Source organism: Streptomyces sp. SBT349 (genome assembly GCF_001083795.1).
Lineage (GTDB): Bacteria > Actinomycetota > Actinomycetes > Streptomycetales > Streptomycetaceae > Streptomyces.
This window is the reverse complement of sequence record NZ_LAVK01000132.1, coordinates 1-19,120: the sequence shown is the minus strand read 5'-3', so window position 1 is coordinate 19,120 and position 19,120 is coordinate 1. Positions and strand designations below refer to the sequence as shown.

The 19,120-nt window shown below is 71.8% G+C and carries 19 protein-coding genes and 1 pseudogene; 7 read left to right on the top strand and 13 right to left on the bottom strand.

What is annotated here, in order from left to right; translation table 11 throughout:
- The 5 genes and pseudogenes from ADY01_RS17800 to ADY01_RS17780 form a co-directional block, all read right to left on the bottom strand.
- Positions 1-290: pseudogene (locus ADY01_RS17800) on the bottom strand (short-chain dehydrogenase); the annotation flags it as partial.
- A gap of 56 nt (positions 291-346) precedes the next feature.
- Positions 347-1,207, bottom strand: a complete 861-nt coding sequence (locus tag ADY01_RS17795) for a carbohydrate ABC transporter permease (RefSeq protein ID WP_049574015.1) — start codon at positions 1,205-1,207, stop codon at positions 347-349.
- Positions 1,207-2,148 (bottom strand): carbohydrate ABC transporter permease, encoded by a 942-nt coding sequence (locus ADY01_RS17790; protein WP_049574013.1) that lies wholly within the window; start codon positions 2,146-2,148, stop codon positions 1,207-1,209. Before ADY01_RS17790 ends, ADY01_RS17795 begins: the two co-directional genes overlap by 1 nt.
- Before the next feature lies 1 nt (position 2,149).
- Entirely contained in the window at positions 2,150-3,439 is a 1,290-nt protein-coding gene (locus ADY01_RS17785; RefSeq protein ID WP_049574010.1) for an ABC transporter substrate-binding protein, read from the bottom strand.
- 29 nt (positions 3,440-3,468) lie between these two features.
- The gene (locus ADY01_RS17780) at positions 3,469-5,586 is read right to left on the bottom strand and encodes a glycoside hydrolase family 27 protein (RefSeq protein ID WP_234320291.1); all 2,118 of its coding nucleotides are present in this window, start codon (positions 5,584-5,586) and stop codon (positions 3,469-3,471) included.
- Between the two features lie 218 nt (positions 5,587-5,804).
- On the opposite strand from ADY01_RS17780, the gene ADY01_RS17775 reads away from it, so the two are divergent.
- On the top strand, positions 5,805-6,581 hold the full coding sequence (locus ADY01_RS17775; RefSeq protein WP_234320290.1) for an FHA domain-containing protein: 777 nt from the start codon (positions 5,805-5,807) through the stop codon (positions 6,579-6,581).
- 32 nt (positions 6,582-6,613) lie between these two features.
- On the opposite strand, the gene ADY01_RS17770 is transcribed toward ADY01_RS17775, so the two are convergent.
- Positions 6,614-7,444 carry an EamA family transporter gene (locus tag ADY01_RS17770; RefSeq protein ID WP_049574002.1) on the bottom strand — a complete coding sequence of 277 codons (831 nt, stop codon included), beginning with the start codon at positions 7,442-7,444 and terminating at the stop codon, positions 6,614-6,616.
- 27 nt (positions 7,445-7,471) lie between these two features.
- Positions 7,472-8,659: a winged helix DNA-binding domain-containing protein gene (locus ADY01_RS17765; protein WP_049573999.1), complete on the bottom strand. Its 1,188-nt coding sequence runs from the start codon at positions 8,657-8,659 to the stop codon at positions 7,472-7,474.
- 115 nt (positions 8,660-8,774) lie between these two features.
- Between ADY01_RS17765 and ADY01_RS17760 the strand changes: the two genes are divergently transcribed.
- Entirely contained in the window at positions 8,775-9,302 is a 528-nt protein-coding gene (locus ADY01_RS17760; RefSeq protein ID WP_159001267.1) for a hypothetical protein, read from the top strand.
- 95 nt (positions 9,303-9,397) lie between these two features.
- Positions 9,398-10,633 (top strand): MFS transporter, encoded by a 1,236-nt coding sequence (locus ADY01_RS17755; RefSeq protein WP_063784269.1) that lies wholly within the window; start codon positions 9,398-9,400, stop codon positions 10,631-10,633.
- Positions 10,634-10,728: 95 nt separating this feature from the next.
- Here ADY01_RS17755 and ADY01_RS17750 read toward each other — a convergent pair whose 3' ends face one another.
- Positions 10,729-10,950, bottom strand: coding sequence for a DUF397 domain-containing protein (locus ADY01_RS17750; RefSeq protein ID WP_049573994.1), 222 nt, complete (start codon positions 10,948-10,950; stop codon positions 10,729-10,731).
- Positions 10,947-11,822: a helix-turn-helix domain-containing protein gene (locus tag ADY01_RS17745; protein WP_049573991.1), complete on the bottom strand. Its 876-nt coding sequence runs from the start codon at positions 11,820-11,822 to the stop codon at positions 10,947-10,949. Before ADY01_RS17745 ends, ADY01_RS17750 begins: the two co-directional genes overlap by 4 nt.
- A gap of 492 nt (positions 11,823-12,314) precedes the next feature.
- Between ADY01_RS17745 and ADY01_RS17740 the strand changes: the two genes are divergently transcribed.
- The 3 genes from ADY01_RS17740 to ADY01_RS17730 all read left to right on the top strand — a co-directional run bounded on the left by ADY01_RS17740 (position 12,315) and on the right by ADY01_RS17730 (position 14,845).
- Positions 12,315-13,019: a hypothetical protein gene (locus ADY01_RS17740; RefSeq protein ID WP_159001265.1), complete on the top strand. Its 705-nt coding sequence runs from the start codon at positions 12,315-12,317 to the stop codon at positions 13,017-13,019.
- A gap of 72 nt (positions 13,020-13,091) precedes the next feature.
- Positions 13,092-14,168: a methyltransferase domain-containing protein gene (locus ADY01_RS17735; RefSeq protein WP_049573986.1), complete on the top strand. Its 1,077-nt coding sequence runs from the start codon at positions 13,092-13,094 to the stop codon at positions 14,166-14,168.
- A 137-nt stretch (positions 14,169-14,305) separates the two neighbouring features.
- The gene (locus ADY01_RS17730; protein ID WP_049573984.1) at positions 14,306-14,845 is read left to right on the top strand and encodes a DUF1707 SHOCT-like domain-containing protein; all 540 of its coding nucleotides are present in this window, start codon (positions 14,306-14,308) and stop codon (positions 14,843-14,845) included.
- Between the two features lie 11 nt (positions 14,846-14,856).
- Here ADY01_RS17730 and ADY01_RS17725 read toward each other — a convergent pair whose 3' ends face one another.
- Positions 14,857-15,627: a hypothetical protein gene (locus ADY01_RS17725; protein WP_049573981.1), complete on the bottom strand. Its 771-nt coding sequence runs from the start codon at positions 15,625-15,627 to the stop codon at positions 14,857-14,859.
- Between the two features lie 17 nt (positions 15,628-15,644).
- Positions 15,645-16,982 (bottom strand): hypothetical protein, encoded by a 1,338-nt coding sequence (locus tag ADY01_RS17720; RefSeq protein ID WP_049573978.1) that lies wholly within the window; start codon positions 16,980-16,982, stop codon positions 15,645-15,647.
- A 182-nt stretch (positions 16,983-17,164) separates the two neighbouring features.
- Here ADY01_RS17720 and ADY01_RS17715 point away from each other — a divergent pair, with 182 nt between their 5' ends.
- A complete protein-coding gene (locus tag ADY01_RS17715) occupies positions 17,165-18,085 on the top strand; it encodes a fructosamine kinase family protein (RefSeq protein ID WP_049573975.1) in 921 nt (306 codons plus the stop codon).
- Here ADY01_RS17715 and ADY01_RS17710 read toward each other — a convergent pair.
- Together ADY01_RS17710 and ADY01_RS17705 are read right to left on the bottom strand one after the other, a co-directional pair.
- The gene (locus tag ADY01_RS17710; protein WP_049573972.1) at positions 18,069-18,263 is read right to left on the bottom strand and encodes a hypothetical protein; all 195 of its coding nucleotides are present in this window, start codon (positions 18,261-18,263) and stop codon (positions 18,069-18,071) included. The genes ADY01_RS17715 and ADY01_RS17710 overlap by 17 nt on opposite strands.
- Positions 18,264-18,358: 95 nt before the next feature.
- A partial coding sequence (locus tag ADY01_RS17705; RefSeq protein ID WP_049573970.1) for a transporter substrate-binding domain-containing protein occupies positions 18,359-19,120 on the bottom strand: 762 nt, incomplete at its 5' end.

Sequence of the window (19,120 nt, the reverse complement as noted above, 5' to 3'; positions counted from 1 at the left end):
CCCCTGGGGGCGGGGACGGAGGAGGTGGGGACGACGGCCCCGCGCCGGGCGCGCAGGTCGTCGCGGACCGCGCGCACGCCGAGGAACGCGCCGGCCAGGTTGACGCCGAGCTGGTGCCGCCGGGAGGCCGGGGTGGTCTCGCGGAGGGGCGCGACGTGGGAGGCGTGGGCGTGGGAGATCAGCACGGCGAACGCGGCCCCGCCGCCGCCGCCGCGCCCGATCCGTTCGCAGACCGCCACGCCGCCGGTGACGACGGCGACCCGGTCGGCGAAGCGCTGCGGTCCACCCATGGGCTGCCCGGCTCCTTTTAATTACGAATTTTTACGGGTGGGTCGAGGATAGCCGCTCATTTCACCGCACCGAGATTCAGCCCCGCGATGAAGTGCCGCTGGAAGCGCAGGAAGACCGCGATGGTCGGCGCGGCGGCGATGACGGAGCCCGCGGCGATCACGTTCCACATGGACACGTACTGCCCCTGAAGTCCGATGAGGGAGGCGGTGACCGGCATCTTCGCGTCGGTGCGCAGGACGGTGATCGCCCACAGCAGGTCGTTGAAGATCCAGGTGAACGAGAGCGCGCTGAGCGCCGCGAGCGCCGGGCGGGTCAGGGGCAGGACGACGTGCCAGAAGATCTGCGTGGGCCCGGCGCCGTCGATGACGGCGGCCTGCTGGATCTCGGCGGGGATCGCGCGCATGAATCCGTGCAGGACGAAGACGTAGAAGCCGACGCCGAAGCCGACCTGGACGGCGATCAGGGCCGTGCGCGTGTCGTACACGCCGAGCAGCTCGGTCAGTTTGGAGACCGGGATGAGGAGGACCTGCGGGGGCAGGAGGTTGCCGCCGAGCATGATCAGCAGGATCGTGCGGCGGAACGGGACCGGGTAGCGGCTGAGCGCGAACGCGGCGACGGAGGCCAGCGCGAGGGACGCCAGCACCGCCGGGACGGTGACGGCCATGCTGTTGATCAGCGCCTGCCGCTGGCCGCCGCCGGTCCACGCCTGCCGGAAGCCGTCGAGCGTGAAGGAGTGCGGCAGGCTGCCGAGGCCGTTGGCCGCGATGTCGTCGAACGAGCGCACGCTGATCACGAGGATCAGGGCGATGGGCAGCAGCCACAGCACGGAGACGAGGCTCGCGGTGGTGTGGAAGCCGATGGTGGCCGCGAGCTTGCGGCGGCTTCGGGGGCCGCGCGGGGCGGTGCCGGTCGCCATCAGTCGGCCTCCCTGAACGCGCGGACGAGGTAGGTCACGATCACGCCGAAGGCGAGGGCGAAGATCACCACGGAGAGCGCGGCGCCGTAGCCGAGCCTGAGGGACTGGAAGGCGGTGGAGTACATATAGGTGCTCAGCAGCTCGGAGGAGTGGTACGGGCCGCCGCGGGTCAGCGCCCAGACGACGTCGAACGAGCGCAGCGAGTCGATGACGATGACCGACAGGACCACGGCGTTGACGCCGCGGAGCTGGGGCCAGGTCACATGGCGGAACCGCTGGAGGCGGGACGCGCCGTCGACCTTCGCGGCCTCGTGGAGGGTGGGGTCGATGCCCTTGAGCCCGGCCAGGTAGAGGACCATGACATAGCCGATCTGCCGCCACAGGGCGGGGACGATCACGGCGTAGAGGGCGGTGTCGCGGTCGGCGAGCCAGGCTCGTTGCAGGCCGTCGAGGCCGACGGCGTCGAGCGTGTTGTTGAGCATCCCGTCCGGCTGGTACATCGCCTGCCAGACCAGGGCGGTTGCCACCAGCGAGAAGACCACGGGGGTGAAGAGCGCGGCGCGGTAGAAGCCGACACCGCGCCGTTCGCGCTGGAGCAGCAGGGCGGCGCCGAGGCCGAGCACGGCGGAGAGACCGCCGAACAGGACCAGCCACAGGGCGGTGTTGACCAGCGCGTCGCGGAAGACCGGATCGTCGGCCATCTCGCGGTAGTTGGCCAGGCCCGCGAACTCCGGTGGTGAGACGCCGTCCCAGTGGGTGAGCGAGACGTACAGGCCCTGGGCGGCGGGCCAGAAGACCCAGAAGCCCTCCACGAGAAGGGGCACGAGGACGAACGCCAGCACGACCGGCGGAACGCGGCGGGTGCCGCGGTGTGCTGAACGCGCCCGGCCCATGGGCGCGTTGGCGTCGGGCGGCGCGTCGACCGTCGTCTGGGCGGCCATCTCAGGCCGCCCAGATCGGCTCGGCCGCGCGCTGCCAGTCGCGGAGGATGGTGTCGAGCTGGTCGGGCTCGGCCATGAACCGGATGAGTGCGGCGTCGGCGGTGGGCTGGAGCGCGTCGCTGGAGTCGCGGTTGAAGAACTGGGTCACCTCGTCGGCGGAGGCGACGAGTTCGCGGCCCTTGCGGACCAGGTCGGTTCCCGCGTCGCGGGCGTCGGGGTGGGCGGGCAGCACCGTCCCCGAGGACCCCTCGATGTAGATCTCCTGGGCCTGGGCCGAGGCGAGATACCGCAGCAACTCCCCGACGCCCTCCTCGCGTCCGGTCCTGGCGCTGGCGAAGAAGCCGTCGGTCGGGGCCTCTTCGGCGCGCGGCACGCCGGTGTCGAGGACGGGGAAGGGGAAGAAGTCGATGTCGTCCAGGGCGTCGCCCGGCGCGGAGTCGGCGAAGAAGGTGCCGATGAGCATGGTTCCGGTGCGGCCCTGGAGCAGCGCGGTGGTCGCGTCCTGGAAGGGGATGGCGGTGCCGTCGGGGTCGAAGTAGGGCAGCAGGGTCCGCCACCGCTCGAACACCTCGCGGACCTCGGGGTCGTCGAACCGGTGCTGTCCGGCGAGGAGTTCGCGGTGGTACGTGGCCCCGTTGATGCGGATGTTCAGGTAGTCGAACCAGGCGGACGCCACCCAGGGGGTGTTGCCCCCGGCCCCCAGGCCGAGGGGGGCGATGTCCTGGGACATGAGCGTGTCGCACAGGCCCAGGAAGTCGTCCCAGGACTCCGGTTCGCTCACCCCCCACTCGGCGAAGTGCGACCTGCGGTAGAACATGCCCCACCAGTAGTAGGTGGTCGGGATGAAGATCTGCCGTCCCTCGGCGCCGGTGCTCAGCGAGCGGTGGGCGTCGGAGTACCCGGCCATGACGGGGTCGGCCCAGACCTCGCCGACGTCGAGCAACAGGCCCCGTTCGGCATAGGAGTTGGCGACGGACCCGGCGTACCAGGTGTAGACGTCGGGCGGGTTGGCGGAGGTGAGGTAGGTCGGGAGCTGGGTGCGGAACGTCTCGGCGGCGACGGTGTTGAGCGAGGCGCCCGGGCCCTCGCTGCCGTCGGCGAACGCGTCGATCAGGTCCTCCATGGCGGCCCTGGCCTGCGGCGCGGACAGGTTGGACTGGACCGTGACGGGCCCGCCCGAACTGCCGCTGCCGCTGGAGACGGAGGTGATGCAGCCGCTCGCCAGGGCCGTGGAGCCGGCCGCGGTCAGTCCGGCGAGGAACCGGCGCCGCGTGGGATCGGAGGTGCGCATGTGCGGGGATCCTTCGTCGGGGGTGGGTGTCACAGGGCGCCGTGGTGGACGAGACCGTCGACTCCGGTGACCGCGAACCAGCGGGCGCCGTCCGGGCCTTGGGCCAGGCCAGGCGCGCCGTTGAAGGCGTTGCTGGCGAACGCGTCGTGCCGGGACCAGCCGCCCCAGCCGTCCGCGCCGGTGTCCGCGCCACCGTGCTCGCGTTGCCAGAGGGTGTAGTCGCCGGCGCGGACGAGCAGGAGGATCCGGCCGTCGGCGGTGGCCAGCAGGGTCGGGCTGCCGCTCACCGTTCCGCCGAGGTCCGTCCACGCGCCCCAGGTGCCCGAGGCGTCCCGCACGCGCGTCCACACGGCGTCCGCGGCGGTGCGCACCGCCACATGGACGCGGCCCTCGGCGTCGACCACGGCGGACGGGCGGCCGTAGATGGGCCGGTCCCCCGGCGCCCCGACGCTCCTCCAGTCGCCGCGCGGGCCACGGGAGACGACCTGCCCCTCGGCGTCCCTGGCGAACAGGGTCCAGGACTCCGGGCCTTCGAACGCGACGGTGGGCGCGTCGGTCAGCGTGCCGCCGAGGCCGTGCCACCGTCCCCAGCGGCCGTCCTCGAACGTCCGCCGGTAGGCCGCCGCGTCGGTGCCGCGCACGAAGAGGTCGATCCGGCCGCCGGGTGAGGAGTAGGCGGCGGGCTGGCCCAGGATCTCGCCGCCGGTCGGCCCGCCGAGGCGGTGCCACCTCCCGTCGGTGAACTGCCGCAGCGCGCCGTGCCGGTCGCGGGCGAAGACGGTGGGCCGCCCGTCGGCGGTGAAGGTCACGGCGGGGCTGGCGGAGGCCGAGCCGCCCAGTGACGATCCCGGAAGCGCGGCGCCGGGGACGGAGTCGTCGCCTTCGAGCGAGAGGAGGGCGGTGCCGTGGGCGGGGACGGTGGCGGTGAACGAGCCGGTGGCGGCGCCGCGGTCCTCGCGGGCGCGCAGGTCGCGCACCTCCACCTCGCCGGTCAGGCCCGCGTCGGCGAACTCCACGGTCATCGGGGCCGGTTGGGCGGAGCGGTTGAGCAGCACGACGGCCCTGCGGCCCTCGCCGGTGAGGACCTTGCTGTAGACGTCGCCCGTCCCGTTCTCGGCGACGCGCACGCCCTGGATGGCGAGCGGGTCCTGGTTGACGGCGAGGATCTCCGGGTTGGTGAGCGTGTCGATCATCGAGTCGGGGAGCGTGCGCGGGTCGGCGCCGAGGATGAGCGGGGAGGCCATCTCCGCCCACATCACGAACTGCGTCGTCGACTCCTCCTCGGTCAACTCATATGCGCCGTCGTCCAGTTGGCGCATCGGGATGAGGTAGTCCGGGTCGTTGTAGCGGCCGGGACCCTGGGCCTCGGGATGCCAGCCGTTGCGGTCCATGTTGCGCAGCACGTTCTCCCACTGGCCCGCCGAGGGCGTCCCGAAGGCGATGTCGGTGCTGGTGCGCCAGGAGTCGCCGGTGGTCGGGCCCCAGGTGTAGGTGGTGTGGGCGTTCCGCTCGGGGGTGTGCGGGATGCCCCACTCCTCGGTCAGCGGGTTGCAGAGGTTGAGCAGCATGGGGTGGCCGGTCCTGGCGACGGCCGCGCTGAACTCGCGGAAGGCGGGCTCGGGTTCGGCTCCCGCGCCGATGCCGCAGAGGAAGTCGACCTTGATGGCGTCGACGTTCCACTCGGCGAACTGCCGCGCGTCCTCGTCGTAGTGGCCGCCGCTGCCCAGGCCGCAGGTCTGGCCGCCGTCGTAGACGCCCGCGTCGGTGTAGATCCCCGCGCGCAGTCCGCGGTCGTGGAGGTAGTCCACCAGGGCCGGGATCCCGGAGGGGAACCGCTCCGGATGCGCGACCAACCGCCCGTCGGCGCCGCGCGGTTCGTCCGCCTGCCAGCCGCCGTCCAGCCAGACGATGTCGTACCCCGCGTCGCGCAGCCCGCTCTCCACGAGGTGGTCGGCGACGTCTCTGACCTCGCCCTCGGTCGGGGCGCCGACGGCGTAGTAGGTGTTCCAGCCCATGTAGGGGGTCGGTGCCAGCCCGCTGTCGTAGTAGGCGGGGGCACCCTGGTCCTCCCCCGCGAGGGCGGGCGGCGCCGCCACCCCGAACCCGACGGCCAGCACCGCGGTGACGACAAGCGATCGTGAGATCACAGAGTTCCTCCGTCCGTCCCGGATCGACTCAGCAGAAGATCCCGGCCGGAGGCCGCCGTGTCAAGAACTATTACTAATTAACGAAGAAAAAGCGTGCCGGGGCCCCGTGTTCTCGCCCGGCGGCGTCGGCGATCATGGCGGGATACGGGAGGGGTCCCGTGCGTGGGGGCGCACAGTGCTGGGACATGCCCGGGGGACGGATTCCCGAAGGAGTACCGGTGTTCAACAGACCCAGCCTGGCCCACGGCGTTCCCCATGCCCGTCCGGGCACCCTGCACGCGCGGTCGGTCGCGGGGACCGTGACCGGCGATCCCGACCGCAAGAAGGCGATCTGGTTCGGCCGGGGCGGCGGGCCCGACGCGGACCTGCGCGTCGGGGAGGACGACCCCCGCGTCAGCCGCCGGCACGGCCACCTCACGTACGAGCGCGGCCAGTGGTGGCTGCGCAACACCGGCCAGCAGCTCCTGCGCCTGCCGCGCGGGCAGATGATGCACCTGACCACCGAGCCCATTCCCCTGTCCACCGGGTACACGCCGGTGTTCGTCAAGGGGTCGGGTTTCCGGGAGCACCTGGTCGAACTGCTGGTGGCGGACCACGCCGCGGCGGGCCCCGGCTGCCGGCGCGGCACGGAGACGCTGCCGCCGAAACGCTGGTCGCTGACCGACGACCAGCGGCTGATCCTCGTCGTCCTCGGCCAGGAGTACCTGCGCTACGAGCCCCAGCCGCGCCCGTTGACCTACCGCCAGGCCGCCGCCGAACTCGCCTACCTGCGGCCCGCGGAGACCTGGGGCGAGAGCAAGATCGCGCACCGGGTCGAGAAGGTCCGCGGCTGGCTGGAGGCGAGCGGCGACTTCCCCTACGACCTCCGCGAACAGGACCCGCGCGGCGCCTCGGACAACACGCTCAAGCACAACCTGCTGCGCGGCCTGGTGGAGTCGACGACCCTGGTCCCCCCGGACCTCGACCTGCTGGAGGACGGACTCGACGAGGGCTAGCGTGATCGGCTCGTCGCGGGGACGCGTTCCCCTCACCCCAGCGTCAGCAGGATCGTCGCCGCCGCTGCCGCCGTGAGGCCCGTGGTCTGGAGGCGGGTGATCCTCTCCCGGAGGACGGCCAGGGCCAGGATCACCGGGATCGCCGGGTACAGGGAGGCCAGGACCACGGCGATCGCGAGCATCTGCTGGTGGGCCGCCGAGAGGTAGAAGATCAGGCCGAGCGCCGCCCCCGCGCCGATCAGGGCGGCCTGGGCCAGGTGCTTGGGCGGCTGCCGGAACGCGCCGAGGTGGCGGGCCGCGCTCGGCAGCAGGACCAGGACGGCGGCGACGCGGCCCGCCGCCACCGGCCACAGGCCGCTGGTCGCGTCGGCCTGGGCGAGCCCGATGTACTGGAGCGCCACCCCGAGGCTGGCGAGCAGCCCGTCCGCCGCCGCGCGCCCCTCGCGCGCCCCGCCGCCACCGCCGGAGACCAGCCACAGCGCGGGGAGGGTGACGCCGATGCCCACCCAGGCCAGCGGCGTCGGGCGGTCGCTGAGCAGCAGGACGCCGCAGAGCACCGAGAGCGCGACGCCGGTGACCGCGCTGACCGGCACCACCACGGTCATGGCGCCACGGCTCATGCCGCGGTTCAGGTAGTGCATCGCCGCGCCGCTTCCGACGCCGGACAGCGCCCCCCACAGGACGTCGGCCGACCTGACCGCGTCGGCGGGCAGGGCGAACGCCGCCGCGACGGCGAGCAGCAGGCCGCCGACCTGCCCCACCAGGGTGACGACCGAGTAGTGCACGCGGCGCGAGAGCAGACCGCCGAAGAAGTCGACGATGCCGTAGCAGACGGCCGAGGACAGCGCGAGGAGAGCACCCATTCGATCAAGAGTGCCCTACCTCGCCGTTCAGGCGTGGCCGCCGACGCTCACCGGCCCGAGGGTGAGGCGCGGCGTCGCCTCCAGGATCTCGCCGACGCGGTCGGCGCGGTGCGCGAGTTCGTCGCGTCGGCTCCGGGTGAGCGGTGTCAGGCACTCCACGGTCACGTCCAGGAAGCGGCCCGAGCGGCGGTGGTGCCACAGACCGGCGACGGCGCCGTCGAGCAGGAGCGGCTGGAAGTTGCCCGGCAGCACGCGCTCGGCCGCGCGGCCGGGGTAGAGGAGCTCGGGCGGCTGGTTGCCGACGCGGTAGGCGTAGCCGTCGAAGTGCGGGAGCAGGTGAACGGAGTCGGGCGCGGCGGTCGCCGGTGCGGTGTCACCGGCGGTCACCCAGGCCGTTCGGCCCTCGACGTCGACCTGTTCGAGCCCGTCGCCCAGCGCGGCGAAGACCTCCTCCGCCCAGCGGACCGGGGCGCCGAGCCAGTGCGCGAACCGCTTGGGCGTGGACGGCCCGTACGCGTGGAGGTAGGCGGCCACCACATGGGACAGCCCGGCGCGGCGGTCGGTGGTCCCGACGTCGCCGGGCAGGAAACGGGCCGGGCTGGTGTAGGTGACCTTGCGCCCGCGATTCGGTCCGAAGCAGAGGTGGCCACGGATCCCGGCGAGGTGCATCGCCTGGCGCCAGCGCGGCCACTTCGTCTGGAACGCGGGCATCACCAGGTCGCCCGCCCAGGGCCCGGTGCGGGCGACGACCTCCTCGCTCAGCTCGTCGACCGTCAGCCCCTCCTCCGCCTCCGCCAGGGCATCGGCCACGGCCGCGACGACGGCCTCGGTCTGGTCGGGGGTCATCCGCACGTTCTCGGGAAAGCCGTTGTTCGGCGGCTGCGGAACGGCGGAGAGCGCCGCGACCCACAGCGGCAGGTCGGCGGCGGGGAAGAGGTGAACGGTGCCGCGCAGGCCGAACGTCCTGACCAGGTCGCGTTCCGTCCACAGCGCCGCCCGGACGTCCGAGCGCGTCGCGCCCTCGGTGCGCAGGCCGATCGCCAGCTCGGCCGCGCCCGGCACCTGCGCGTGCGTTCCGGCCATGGCGGCGACGGCGCGGACGGGGTCCGCGTGCCCGGCCCCGCCCGTCAGGCCATGCCGCTCCAGCCGCCGGGCACATACCTCGGCCCAGGTCAGGCGCGGAATATCGGTACCTCGTGGCGAACGTTCCGGCATCTCGTGGCTCTCCCTCGGTGGTTCCCTACGGTCGTCACCCTACGAACGCATCAGGTCGGTCGCTTTCCTAATGAACGGCGGCTCCTGTCGGCCGGTCTGGCTAGGATCTGCGCGCATGAGAACCCTGATGCGACCGCGCCGGTTGGCCGCCCTGGCCGCGTTCTGCTGCCTCGCCGTGACCGGCACCGCCTGCCGCTCGGACGGTTCGGACGGTTCGGACGGTGGGGAGTCGTCGCTTCTGGGGAGTGGAGAGAGCGGAGGGGCCGAGGAGGTGGGTGAGGTGACGCTTGAGGTCGAGGAGGAGTGGGCGCCGAGGTTGCGGGACGTCCTGAGCGCGATGCCTCCCGACTGCGTGGCGCAGGTGGGCACCGGCTGCCAGGCGTACCTGACCCTGATGAAGAACGAGATGACGGACCTGGGCGCGGCGATCACCGCACGGGACGATGCGGACGGCTTCCGGGAGGCCCTGGACGCGGTCGCCCTGGTCGAGGAGACGTTCGACGCGTACCTCGCCGACGGCTGCGGCTTCATGGCCACGACGGACCCGAACCTGTACATGTGCAGCGAGCAGTTCAACGCGATCAACGGGGCGGTGGTCGACACGCAGTACGGCCTCCGCCCGTCCGACGGAGCTCAGTCCTAGGGCGTTTCGCCGGGCTCGTCCGCGACGAACCGGACCGCTGAACAGGCATGAAAAACGGGAGCCTTCGGGCGGCTCCGTCCCCTAGGTTTCACCCCATGGCCTCATCCGCCGATCCCGGACACCGCGTTGCCGAGGCGCGGCCACGCCTGGTGACCCGCCCGCTGATGTTGCGCTTCGTGACGGTCGTCGGCTCCTCGGCGAGCTTCTACCTGCTGCTGCCGGTCGTCCCGGCGTACGCGCAGAGCGCGCCGGGCGGGGGCAGCGACACGGCGGGCCTGGTCACCGGTGCGCTGATGCTGGCGACGGTGGCCGGCGAGCTGATGGCCCCATGGCTGGCCGCGCGCTGTGGCTACCGCGTGATGCTGGGGGCGGGGCTGTTCTTGCTGGGCGCTCCGGCACTGGTCCTGACCGTGTCGCAGAGTATGGCGTGGATCGTGGCGGTGTGCCTCGTCCGGGGGCTCGGCTTCGCGTTCACCCTGGTGGCGGGTGGGGCGCTGACGGCGTCGCTGATCCCGCCCGAACGCCGCGGGGAGGGGCTGGCCCTGATCGGCGTCATGGCCGGCGTGCCGTCGCTGGTGTGCCTGCCGCTCGGGTCCTGGCTGGCATCGCACACGGGGTACGGGCCCGTCTGCTCGGTGGCGGCGCTGATCGCCCTGGTCTCCATCGCCGCCGTCCCGGGCCTGCCCGGCCGGGAAGCGGCGCCGGGGCCGCCCCTGGGGATCTTCGCCGGGGCCCGTTCCGGCGCGCTCGGCCGCCCCACGGCCGTGTTCGCGATGACGGCGGTGGGCGCGGGGATCGTCGTCACCTTCCTGCCACTGGCCGTGGCGCCGGGCTCCTCCGGCGTGGTCGCCGCGGCTCTCTTCGTGCAGCCGGCCGCCGCGACCGCATCCCGCTGGTTCGCCGGTCGGCGCGCCGACCGGCGCGGAGCCGCCGGGCTGGTCGTGCCGGGGCTGGTCGCCTCGGCCGCCGGCATCCTCGTCGTCGCCCTCACGGGCTTCCCCGTCGCGGTCGTCGTGGGTGCGGCCGTGTTCGGCGTCGGCTTCGGCATCACCCAGAGCGCGACCATCACGCTGATGTATTCCCGGGTCCCGGCCTCGGCGTACGGAACGGTGAGCGCCCTGTGGAATATCGCCTACGACGCGGGTATGGGCATCGGCGCGGTCGGCTTCGGCGCGGTGGCCGGCTTGACCGGCTACCCCTGGGCGTTCGTCCTGACCGCGTTCCTGATGCTGACAGCCCTCGTCCCGGCCCGGTGGGACCGAACGGCAGCGTGCACGCGCCGTGCGACGGCCGGGGAGGACCGGGCGGTGACGGCGGAGGGGCAACCGTGAGCGATTGCCCGCACCCCCTGGTTCGCATCACGAGGAAGGCACCCGCAGGGGCCCCACCCCACCACACGTGTCACCAACGCCCCAGGCCAACACAGCTACAGCGAGCCGTCGATGATGCCCTGGCGGAACGCCTCCCACTCCTCAGCCGTGTAACGCAGCGCCTCCCGCCCCGGGTTCTTCGAATCACGCAGGGCCACGGCACCCCCCGGGAGATCAGTGATCTCGACGCACTGGGCGCCACCGTTGCTGCGAGGGGACTTGCGCCACGTCGCCCCGGTCAGGTCGACGGCATACAGGTCTTCCTTACGGGTGTTCACTTTCTGTTCCTCTCCAAAAGGGTCTTGATGAGCTGACGTGAATCATCCACGGACAGTGCCGCGGCCACGACACGCTCGAAGGCGGTCTCGAAGACCTTCACGTCCTCGGTGCCCTCTACGAAGTATCCGCCTCGGATGTTCTCAAGATTGACCACGGTGGGCCATGGATGCGGAAAACGCAGGATTTCGAACAGTCCGAGCATCCCCGGGTGCGGGGTACCAGCCAGCGGCATCACCTGGATGGTGATATTCGGCAGGTCGGTCATGTCCAGCAGATGCCGGAGCTGCTGGCGCATGAGGTACGGCTGACCGGCGAACCTCTGGTGCAGCGCGGCCTCATGGATGACGGCCCACAGCTTGAGCGGGCGCTCCTCCACCCTGGCGGTGAGGATGGCCTGACGCATCTTACGGACCTCGGCGAGGGCGATAACCTCCTCCGGCGTGCGGGTGATGTCCGTGGCCGCGATGATCTCACGCGCGTAGGCGCCGGTCTGCAACAGCCCGGGCACCAGGCCCGGAGTGAAGATGTGCACGCTCTCCGCGTCGGTCTCCAACGTGAGGTAATCCTTGTAGTTCAGGATCACGATGTCGCCGTACGCCTGCCACCAACCCTGTTTCCCTGCGTCCTTGGCCAGCCCTCCGAGCGCCGCGATCACCTCGGGGTCCGTGATGCCGTACAGGGCAAGGACCTTGGCGACATCGGGCGGGAGCAGACGCGCGAGGGCGGTCTCGATGCGGGACATCTTGCTCTCGTCCCATCCCATGGCGCTGGCCGCCGAATGGAGGGTGACCCCCGCCTCGTTGCGGTACCTCCTGAGCGCCTGACCGAGTCGGCGCCTGCGCAGCGTCGGGATGGCTCGAACGTTCGGCATGGTGCGTCTTCACTCCTCTTGGGTGCTGAACGAGGGTCTCGGGTGCGCGTTGGCGCCCCTCGGGTGCGGCACACGTGGGTCCGGGTGGCCCTCTTCCTGGAAAACCCGGCTACAAGCTTGCCGTTCACTCTTCGTGCCAGCATTCTTCCGTACCGCGAGCACCAGCGCGGTCCGCTCTCGTGTGCTCACCCGGAGTCGAACACCCCCCACGGCGACAAGGGGTCAATCCATGCCCAAAGCCATCCCACTCCGTTCACCGGCCTGGCTCGTGTTCGGCGTCCGCGTTCGTGATGCCGGGACAGGCAGCTTTGGCACCGTCCAACTCCTCCAGGACGCAGGCCACTTGGTCACCACGCGCCGCATAGAGCGGCCGGCGCGCGTGCTGCTGCGGCCCGAGTGCCGGGGAGACGCGTTCTGGTGGGCCCCGGTCGCCGATCTGGAACTCGCGCCCTTCCGGCCATCTCCGACTCGTTGAGAAGGATCTCAATTGCCATGTCAGTTCACTCCGTCACGCCCCCGCGGCCGTTGTCGGGGGGCACGAACCGGTTGCCCGTTCCCTATGCCGCCGCGTGGAGCGGCGAACGTGTCAGGATCCGGGGCGCGTTGACCGTCCGGCCCGGCGGTGCCGGGCTCGGCTACCGCGACGAGACGCCCGAGGACCGCGACGGGCAAGGGGTGTTGTGGGCCCGCATGGACCGGGCCCCGGGCAGCGGGCGACCGGACTTCCGGGCCCTGCACTCCATCCGCCAGCGGCACACCATGCTCAACAAGCTCTGCCAGGTGTGCGGCGGGCAGGCGAGCCGCACGTCGCAGGGCTGGCTGTTCCTGCTCCAACGCCCGGCCGGACCGCCCGAGTCGGCCGACTGGCCCGAAGGGCTCCTCTCCACCAAACCGCCCGTCTGCCGCCCCTGCGCGGCCCTCGCCGCGCGCCACTGCCCACACCTGGCCGACCCGTTGCTCGTCCGGTCACGCAAGCCACGGACCTGGGGCGTGTTCGGCGGCTTCTTCACGCCGGGCGGCAACGGGAAGCCCGTGCCGAGGCCGTCCGACGACTACCTTCCCTACGGCCACCCGGCCGCGCCGTGGTTCCTCGCCTCGCAACTCGTCATCGAGCTCACCCGCTGCACCCGCGCCGACGCGTCCGGCACGGCCTCGGACGCGCCGGGATGGCATGATCGCTCCACCCGTGTCCACTGAAGGGCGGATCTGATCTGTTCGTCATGGGTATGTACAAGGTTGCCCATCACGATCCCCTCCGAAGGGAGCAGGATGCGATCGGACGTCAGGCACCTCGCGGACGCCCTGGTCCGCGTCGGGCGGCACCGTTTCATTCCGCCTCAGGCGTGGGCCCAGCCGCCGGGCGCCCACGGCTACTGGATCGACCGCGAAGCGAGGCCGCACGAGTGGTGGGAGGCGGTGCACTCGGAGACGGTCATCTACACGCAACTCGACGACGGTCGCACCGAGTTGACGGCGGAGAACGCCGCACGCACCTATGCACCCACCTGTTCCGCGTCGAACCCGGTCGTGGTCAGCGCGTTCCTCCGGCTCCTCGCCGTCCGGCCGGGGGACCGGGTGCTGGAGATCGGAACGGGGACGGGGTGGACGGCCGCCCTGCTCTGCTACCTCGCGGGCGACGCACCCGAGGTCACGAGCGTGGAGATCGACGCCGCGCTGGCGGCGACCGCGGAGGCCGGCCTGCGCACGGCCGGCACGGCACCGCGGGTCGTCGTCGGCGACGGCGAGGACGGGCATCCGCCGGGCGCGCCGTTCGACCGGGTCCATGTCACCTGCGGGGTGCGGGACATCCCGTACGCGTGGGTGGCGCAGACCCGGCCGGGCGGTGTGATCGTCCTTCCCTACGCCCCCGCGATGCTCCTGCTGCGGCTGGTGGTGGGCGAGGACGGCACGGCGATCGGGCAGTTCCATGACTCGTGCTCCTTCATGCCGCTGCGCGGGCAGCGACCGTCCCGGCCCGCCACGGCGGAGACGCCGCCCCGGGTGCGGGAGCTGACCGGGGACGCGGAGGCCCTGCTGGATCCGGAGCCGGGACTCCAGTTCTTCTTCGACGTGTTCCTCGGCGACACGCCCTGGGCCACCGGCCCCGGCAACGCCCTGGTGAGCGACGGCGTCTCGAAGGCCGTCGTCGCGGGGAACCGCGTGACGCAGACGGGGCCGCGCGACCTGTGGGACGAGGCCGAGCACCTGCACCGGGAGTGGAACCGGTCGGGTCGCCCCGGCCTGGAACGGGTCGGGGTCACCGTGACGCGAGAGTGCCAGTACGTCTGGCTCGACGACCCGACCGCTCCGGCCGCTGACATCCTGGACCACCGAGAGAAGAGATGAAGATGACCAGGTGCTCGGAATGCAACGGCACTGGCTGGGTGTGGGTGTACAACGACGGACGGCGCGAGAAGGTCCGCTGCCCCCGTGGCTGCGCCTAGGACACACGCACGTCGTCGGCGCGGCACTAGAGTGAGACGGTGACCTCTCCGCCGGAAGATCCGTTGCGACCGCTCGACGAGGACGACCGCGAGACGGCCTTGCGGCGCCTGCGGGAGGCATACGCCGACGGGCACATCTCCCACGAGGAGATGGACGAACGTCTCGACAAGGTGCTCACCGCGACGACATGCGGCGAGCTCGCGTCGGCTCTGGGCTCACTCCCGAAGGAGCAGCCGGGCACGACGTCGACGATCGCCGCCGCCGGACGGATCCAGCGGCGAGGCGCGTGGACGGTACCGCGGACCCTCAAGGTCGAGTCCGCGTTCGGAAGGGTGCGCCTGGATCTGTCCCGGGCGATCATCGAGCATCCCGTCGTCGACATCGAGCTGCACCTCGGAACCGGCGGCGCCAGAATCACGGTGCCTCGCGATGCGGTCGTCGACGTCGAGGGTTTGCGCACGGGGTGGAAGGACCTGCGCTACAAGGCCCGGCGGCCTTCCCGCCCCGGCGGGCCGAGAATCCTCATCTCCGGGACTCTGGGATTCGGACGGTTGAAGATACGCCACGCCCGGCGTTGAGGCTCCCCACATCAGCGAGAGTTGAGCACGTCGTCGACCTGCCGGCGGATCTTCTCGTCTCCGATCGTCTTGAGATATTCCCCGAAGGCGGAGCCCTGGCTCCCCTTCGCGCGATGGACGATCGCGAGGGCGTGGTTCATCGCCCGGTAGTGGGGTGCGGTGGCGATGACCTGGGTCGCCAGATCGACCGCGGTCGACGCGTCGACGGACGACGCGCCGGCCGCGAGATCGACGAGTTGGGTGGCCAGGTCGAATCCGGGGCGCTCGCCCTCGTCGAGCATGCGAATACCGTGCCGCACGACGTCCCTGATGTCCTCGATGACCGCCGCCGTCGTCTCGTCGTCGAGAACGTACTCCAGCTTGCCGTCGAAATATTCGGTGTCCGCGATACGCACCAGCGCACGCACCGCTTCGACCCGCCGCGCCTGCGTTCCCTTGCGCGGGGCAAGGTGCTCGCCGTCGGAGATGGCCGCGGCCAGATGAGCGAATGTGTTGTCCACCGAGTAGGTGCGATCGATCAGGATCCCGTACCAGGGAATCTCCTTGCCGCCGGCCGCGGCTTCGATCACGGCCGAGTAGCCCGCCGATTCGGCCCATGCCGTCAGTGCGTAACAGGCGAGGAATCGGTCGTTCTCCGACGCGGCGTCATCGGCCAGCATCGCCGTCAGCCCTGGTACGCGCTCACGGTGCCGGGGATCGCCGATTCCCGCCTCGACCACGTCGTACGGGCTGGGCACGTGGTTGCCGTCGAAGTCGGTGCGGAGCAACTCATCAGCGTTCATGTCTTCCTCCTACCACGTCAATTGCCGAACGGCCCATCGATGTACTCGCGCGGTACCGTGCCCTCGATGAGCCATTCCTCGTCCCGGCTCGTGTTCTTCATGTCGATGATGCGCTGCCGGAGCTGCGACGTGGCCTCCTCGTCCAGCCCGTAGGACCGGGCAACCTGGTCGATCTCCGACCGGGACGCGTGAGGAGACACCGTCAGGTCCACGGGCCGTCCGGCGATGCTGTCGGCGTTCGCCTGAATAGCCGCCTGCACCTCTTCGGGAGAGTGGACCTGCACCCCCGGGGCCCGTCCGGCCGCGATGTCCTGCTCAAGTCTCGGCAGGTCCACCCTGATGTAGTCGTTCCCGAAGTCCTTCGCCGCGGCGCCTTCTCGGCTGAGGGACGTGAATGGGCTGTCCGACTTGATCGGGCCTCTGCCGACGATGTGATCGACGATGGTCGCCTCCCCGGAAGGGTTGGCCGGTACGAGGTCTCCCTCGGCGTTCAGGTGGGACTTGCGCTGGCCCTTGTGATTCTGCTCAGCGTAGAAGTCGTTGTCCTGGCGGGTGAGGTGGGGAAGGCCCTCCTCGGGACTGGTCCACCATCCCAGCGGCCCCGCCGACACGTCGTGTCCGAGGCGCCCGAGCTCGTCCGCCCGCTCCGCCATCCTCCGGCGGTAGCTCTCGATCTCCGCGTCGATATCGTCCCAGGTGGCGGCGGCGTCGATCGCCGCGAGCCGGATGTACTTGTCCCGGATCCTCCCGGGCAGGTCCTCCGGGAGCCCCCATCCGTTGGGGTACTGCACCGCCTGCACCCTCTCGCCGTTCGGATGATCGACGAACAGCGGGACCGGCTCCCCGGTGAGGAAGATCCCGAGCGCCTCGACCCATTCGCTGCGCAGGGCGTCTTCCAGCGCCCGCAGCCATCCGTTCCACTCCTCGACGGCCGCGTTGAGGTGGCCCAGGTACTTGGTGTCCAGCCCCTGAGGGTTGTGGATCAGCCCGTTGACGTCGTCCTTGGTCGCGAGGGCCAGGTTCATGGCGTGGACGAGGTGCCCGACCACCGCGTCGATGTCGGCCCCGCCGTCTTGCAGCCCCCCTCGCGTCTCGTCGATGCGCGCCTCGCCGTCCACCAGCGGGGTGCCGTCGAGCTCCCCGCCCTGCTGCGAGATCCGGGTGGCCCGCTCCGCGAGATCCTGCGCCCCCCGCGCCTCGGCCGCCGCCCGGCCGTAGGCGGCCGCGGTGCCGGCTATCTCGTCCGGGTCGATCTCGTTGTCGAACTCCCGCTGCCGCGTCCACGGCTTCTTGTTGCCGGGTGTGGCCGCCTCCACTTCGTCCCTGGTGAAATGAAGCAGCGATTCCGGGGGCATGAGCGATCCCCTCCCTCGTGCTCGTCGTGCCTGCGTCGGCCGCCGTCAGGTGGCCACTCTGACCGACCGGGGTGGGGAGGGGTGCCCGGCGACGTCTGCGGGCCGGCGGACGGTGCTCGTTTCCGCTGATCAGCCGGGCCCCGGGGGTAGGTGGCGCCGGGGCTGTCTGCTGAGATGAACGCATGCCGGGATACGAGATCCTCGAACAGCGGCTCCGGGACGCGGGGTTCGGCGTGCGGTCCGTGGACGAGTCCACCGGCGGGGTCGTCGCCGTCGCGGGGCTCGTCACCCTGGACGACGGCACCCGGGTGTTCGCGAAATGCCTGCCCGGCACGGCACCCGGCGTCTTCGACGTCGAGGCCGCCGGACTGGCCCGCCTCCGGGAGACCGGTCATGTCAGGACCCCCGAGGTCGTGCATGTCTCGCCGCACCTGCTGATGTTGCGCCCGCAGCGCCCTCGCCGGGACGACCCGGCGTTCTGGGAGCGGCTGGGCACCGCGGTCGCCGCCCTCCACGCCGGGACGGTCGCCCCCCGGTTCGGATGGCACCGCGACGGCTGGCTCGGCCGCATGCGGCAGGACAACACCTGGCACACGGACGGCCACGCGTTCTTCGCCGAACGGCGCCTGCTGCGCTGGATCGACGAGCCCCTGGTGGAAGCGGCCCTCGATCCCGAGGACGGCCGGGCCCTGGAGGCGCTGTGCGCGGCCCTGCCCGAACTCGTCCCGGCGCAGCGGCCCTGCCTGACCCACGGTGACCTGTGGGCGGAGAACACGCTCTCCGGCCAGGACGGCTCCCCCGTGCTGATCGACCCCGCGGTGTCCTACACCTGGCCCGAGGTCGACCTCAGCATGCTCTGGTGCTCGCCCAGGCCACCGGTGTCCGAGCGGTTCTTCGCCGCCTACGCGGAGACCGCCCCGCCGCAGGACGGCTGGCGGCAGCGCATGCCCCTGCTCCACCTGCGGGAACTGCTCAGCACGATCGCGCACGGGGACGACGACTGGGGCGCGGCGGCCGTCGTGCGGGAGACCGTCGCCCCGTTCCGGAGACGCCACCCCGGGCGCGCGACGGCCGACGGGGGGCCGGTCACCGGGCCGGCGTGAGGGCGGCGTGCAGGGTGCCGGGCGGGTGGGCGCGCCTGCGCGCCGGGACCACGCGGGCCGGGTCCTCCGACTTCCGGAACGGGGAGAACAGTGCCTCGGCCGGCGCGTTGGCCACCGGGAGGTCGAAGGCCGGGGCGCCGACCGTTTCCCGCGGCAGCCAACCGGGCCCGTCGGGCACCGCGTCCGCCGGCCGGTAGAGGTGCGCGCGGGCCTCGCGGTCCCGTCGGCACGCGTCCTGAGGGGCGCGGGTCGGGGAGGGGCCGGGACGGCGGATCAGCCGGTCGTCGCCGCCTCCGGGGGCGGCTGGGGGTCGTAGTCCTCCACGCCGCCGAAGTTCTCCTCGACGGCCGCGGCCCATGAACCGTCCGCGATCATCCGGCCGATCGCGAGGTCGATGTCGTCGCGCAGCGCCGTCTCGCCCTCCGGCACCCCGACGCCATAGAGGTACTCGCGGCCCATCTCCAGCCCGGCGAGCCGGAACCGGCCGCGGTACTCGTCCTGGGCGGCGTATCCGGCGAGGATGCAGTCGTCGGTGGTCACGGCGTCGACGGCACCGTCGGACAGGGCGGTCAGGCACTCCGGGTAGGTCGCGAGCTCCATGATCACCACGCCCGGCGCGAACTGCTGCCGCACGGTCTCGGCGGCGGTGCTGCCGGGGACCGAGCACAGCTTCCGGCCGTCCAGGGCCCCGGCGTCGGCGATCTCCTCGTGTTCCCGGATCAGCAGGTCCTGGCGGGCGGCGAAGTAGGGGCCCGCGAAGTCGACCTCGGCCTCCCGCGCGTCGGTGATCTGGTAGGTGGCGACGACGAAGTCGACCTCGCCGCGGGCGAGGAGGGTCTCGCGGTCGGCGGCGGGCGCCTCCGTCCAGTCGATGTCCTCGGCGGCGACGCCGAGTTCACCGGCGATGTAGGTGGCGACGTCGATGTCGAAGCCCGTGTGGACTGCCTCGTCGCTGCGCAGGCCGAGGCCCGGCTGGTCGTAACGGACGCCGATGGTCAGGTCCCCGCCCCCGCTCCCGTCCCCGCTGTCCCCGCC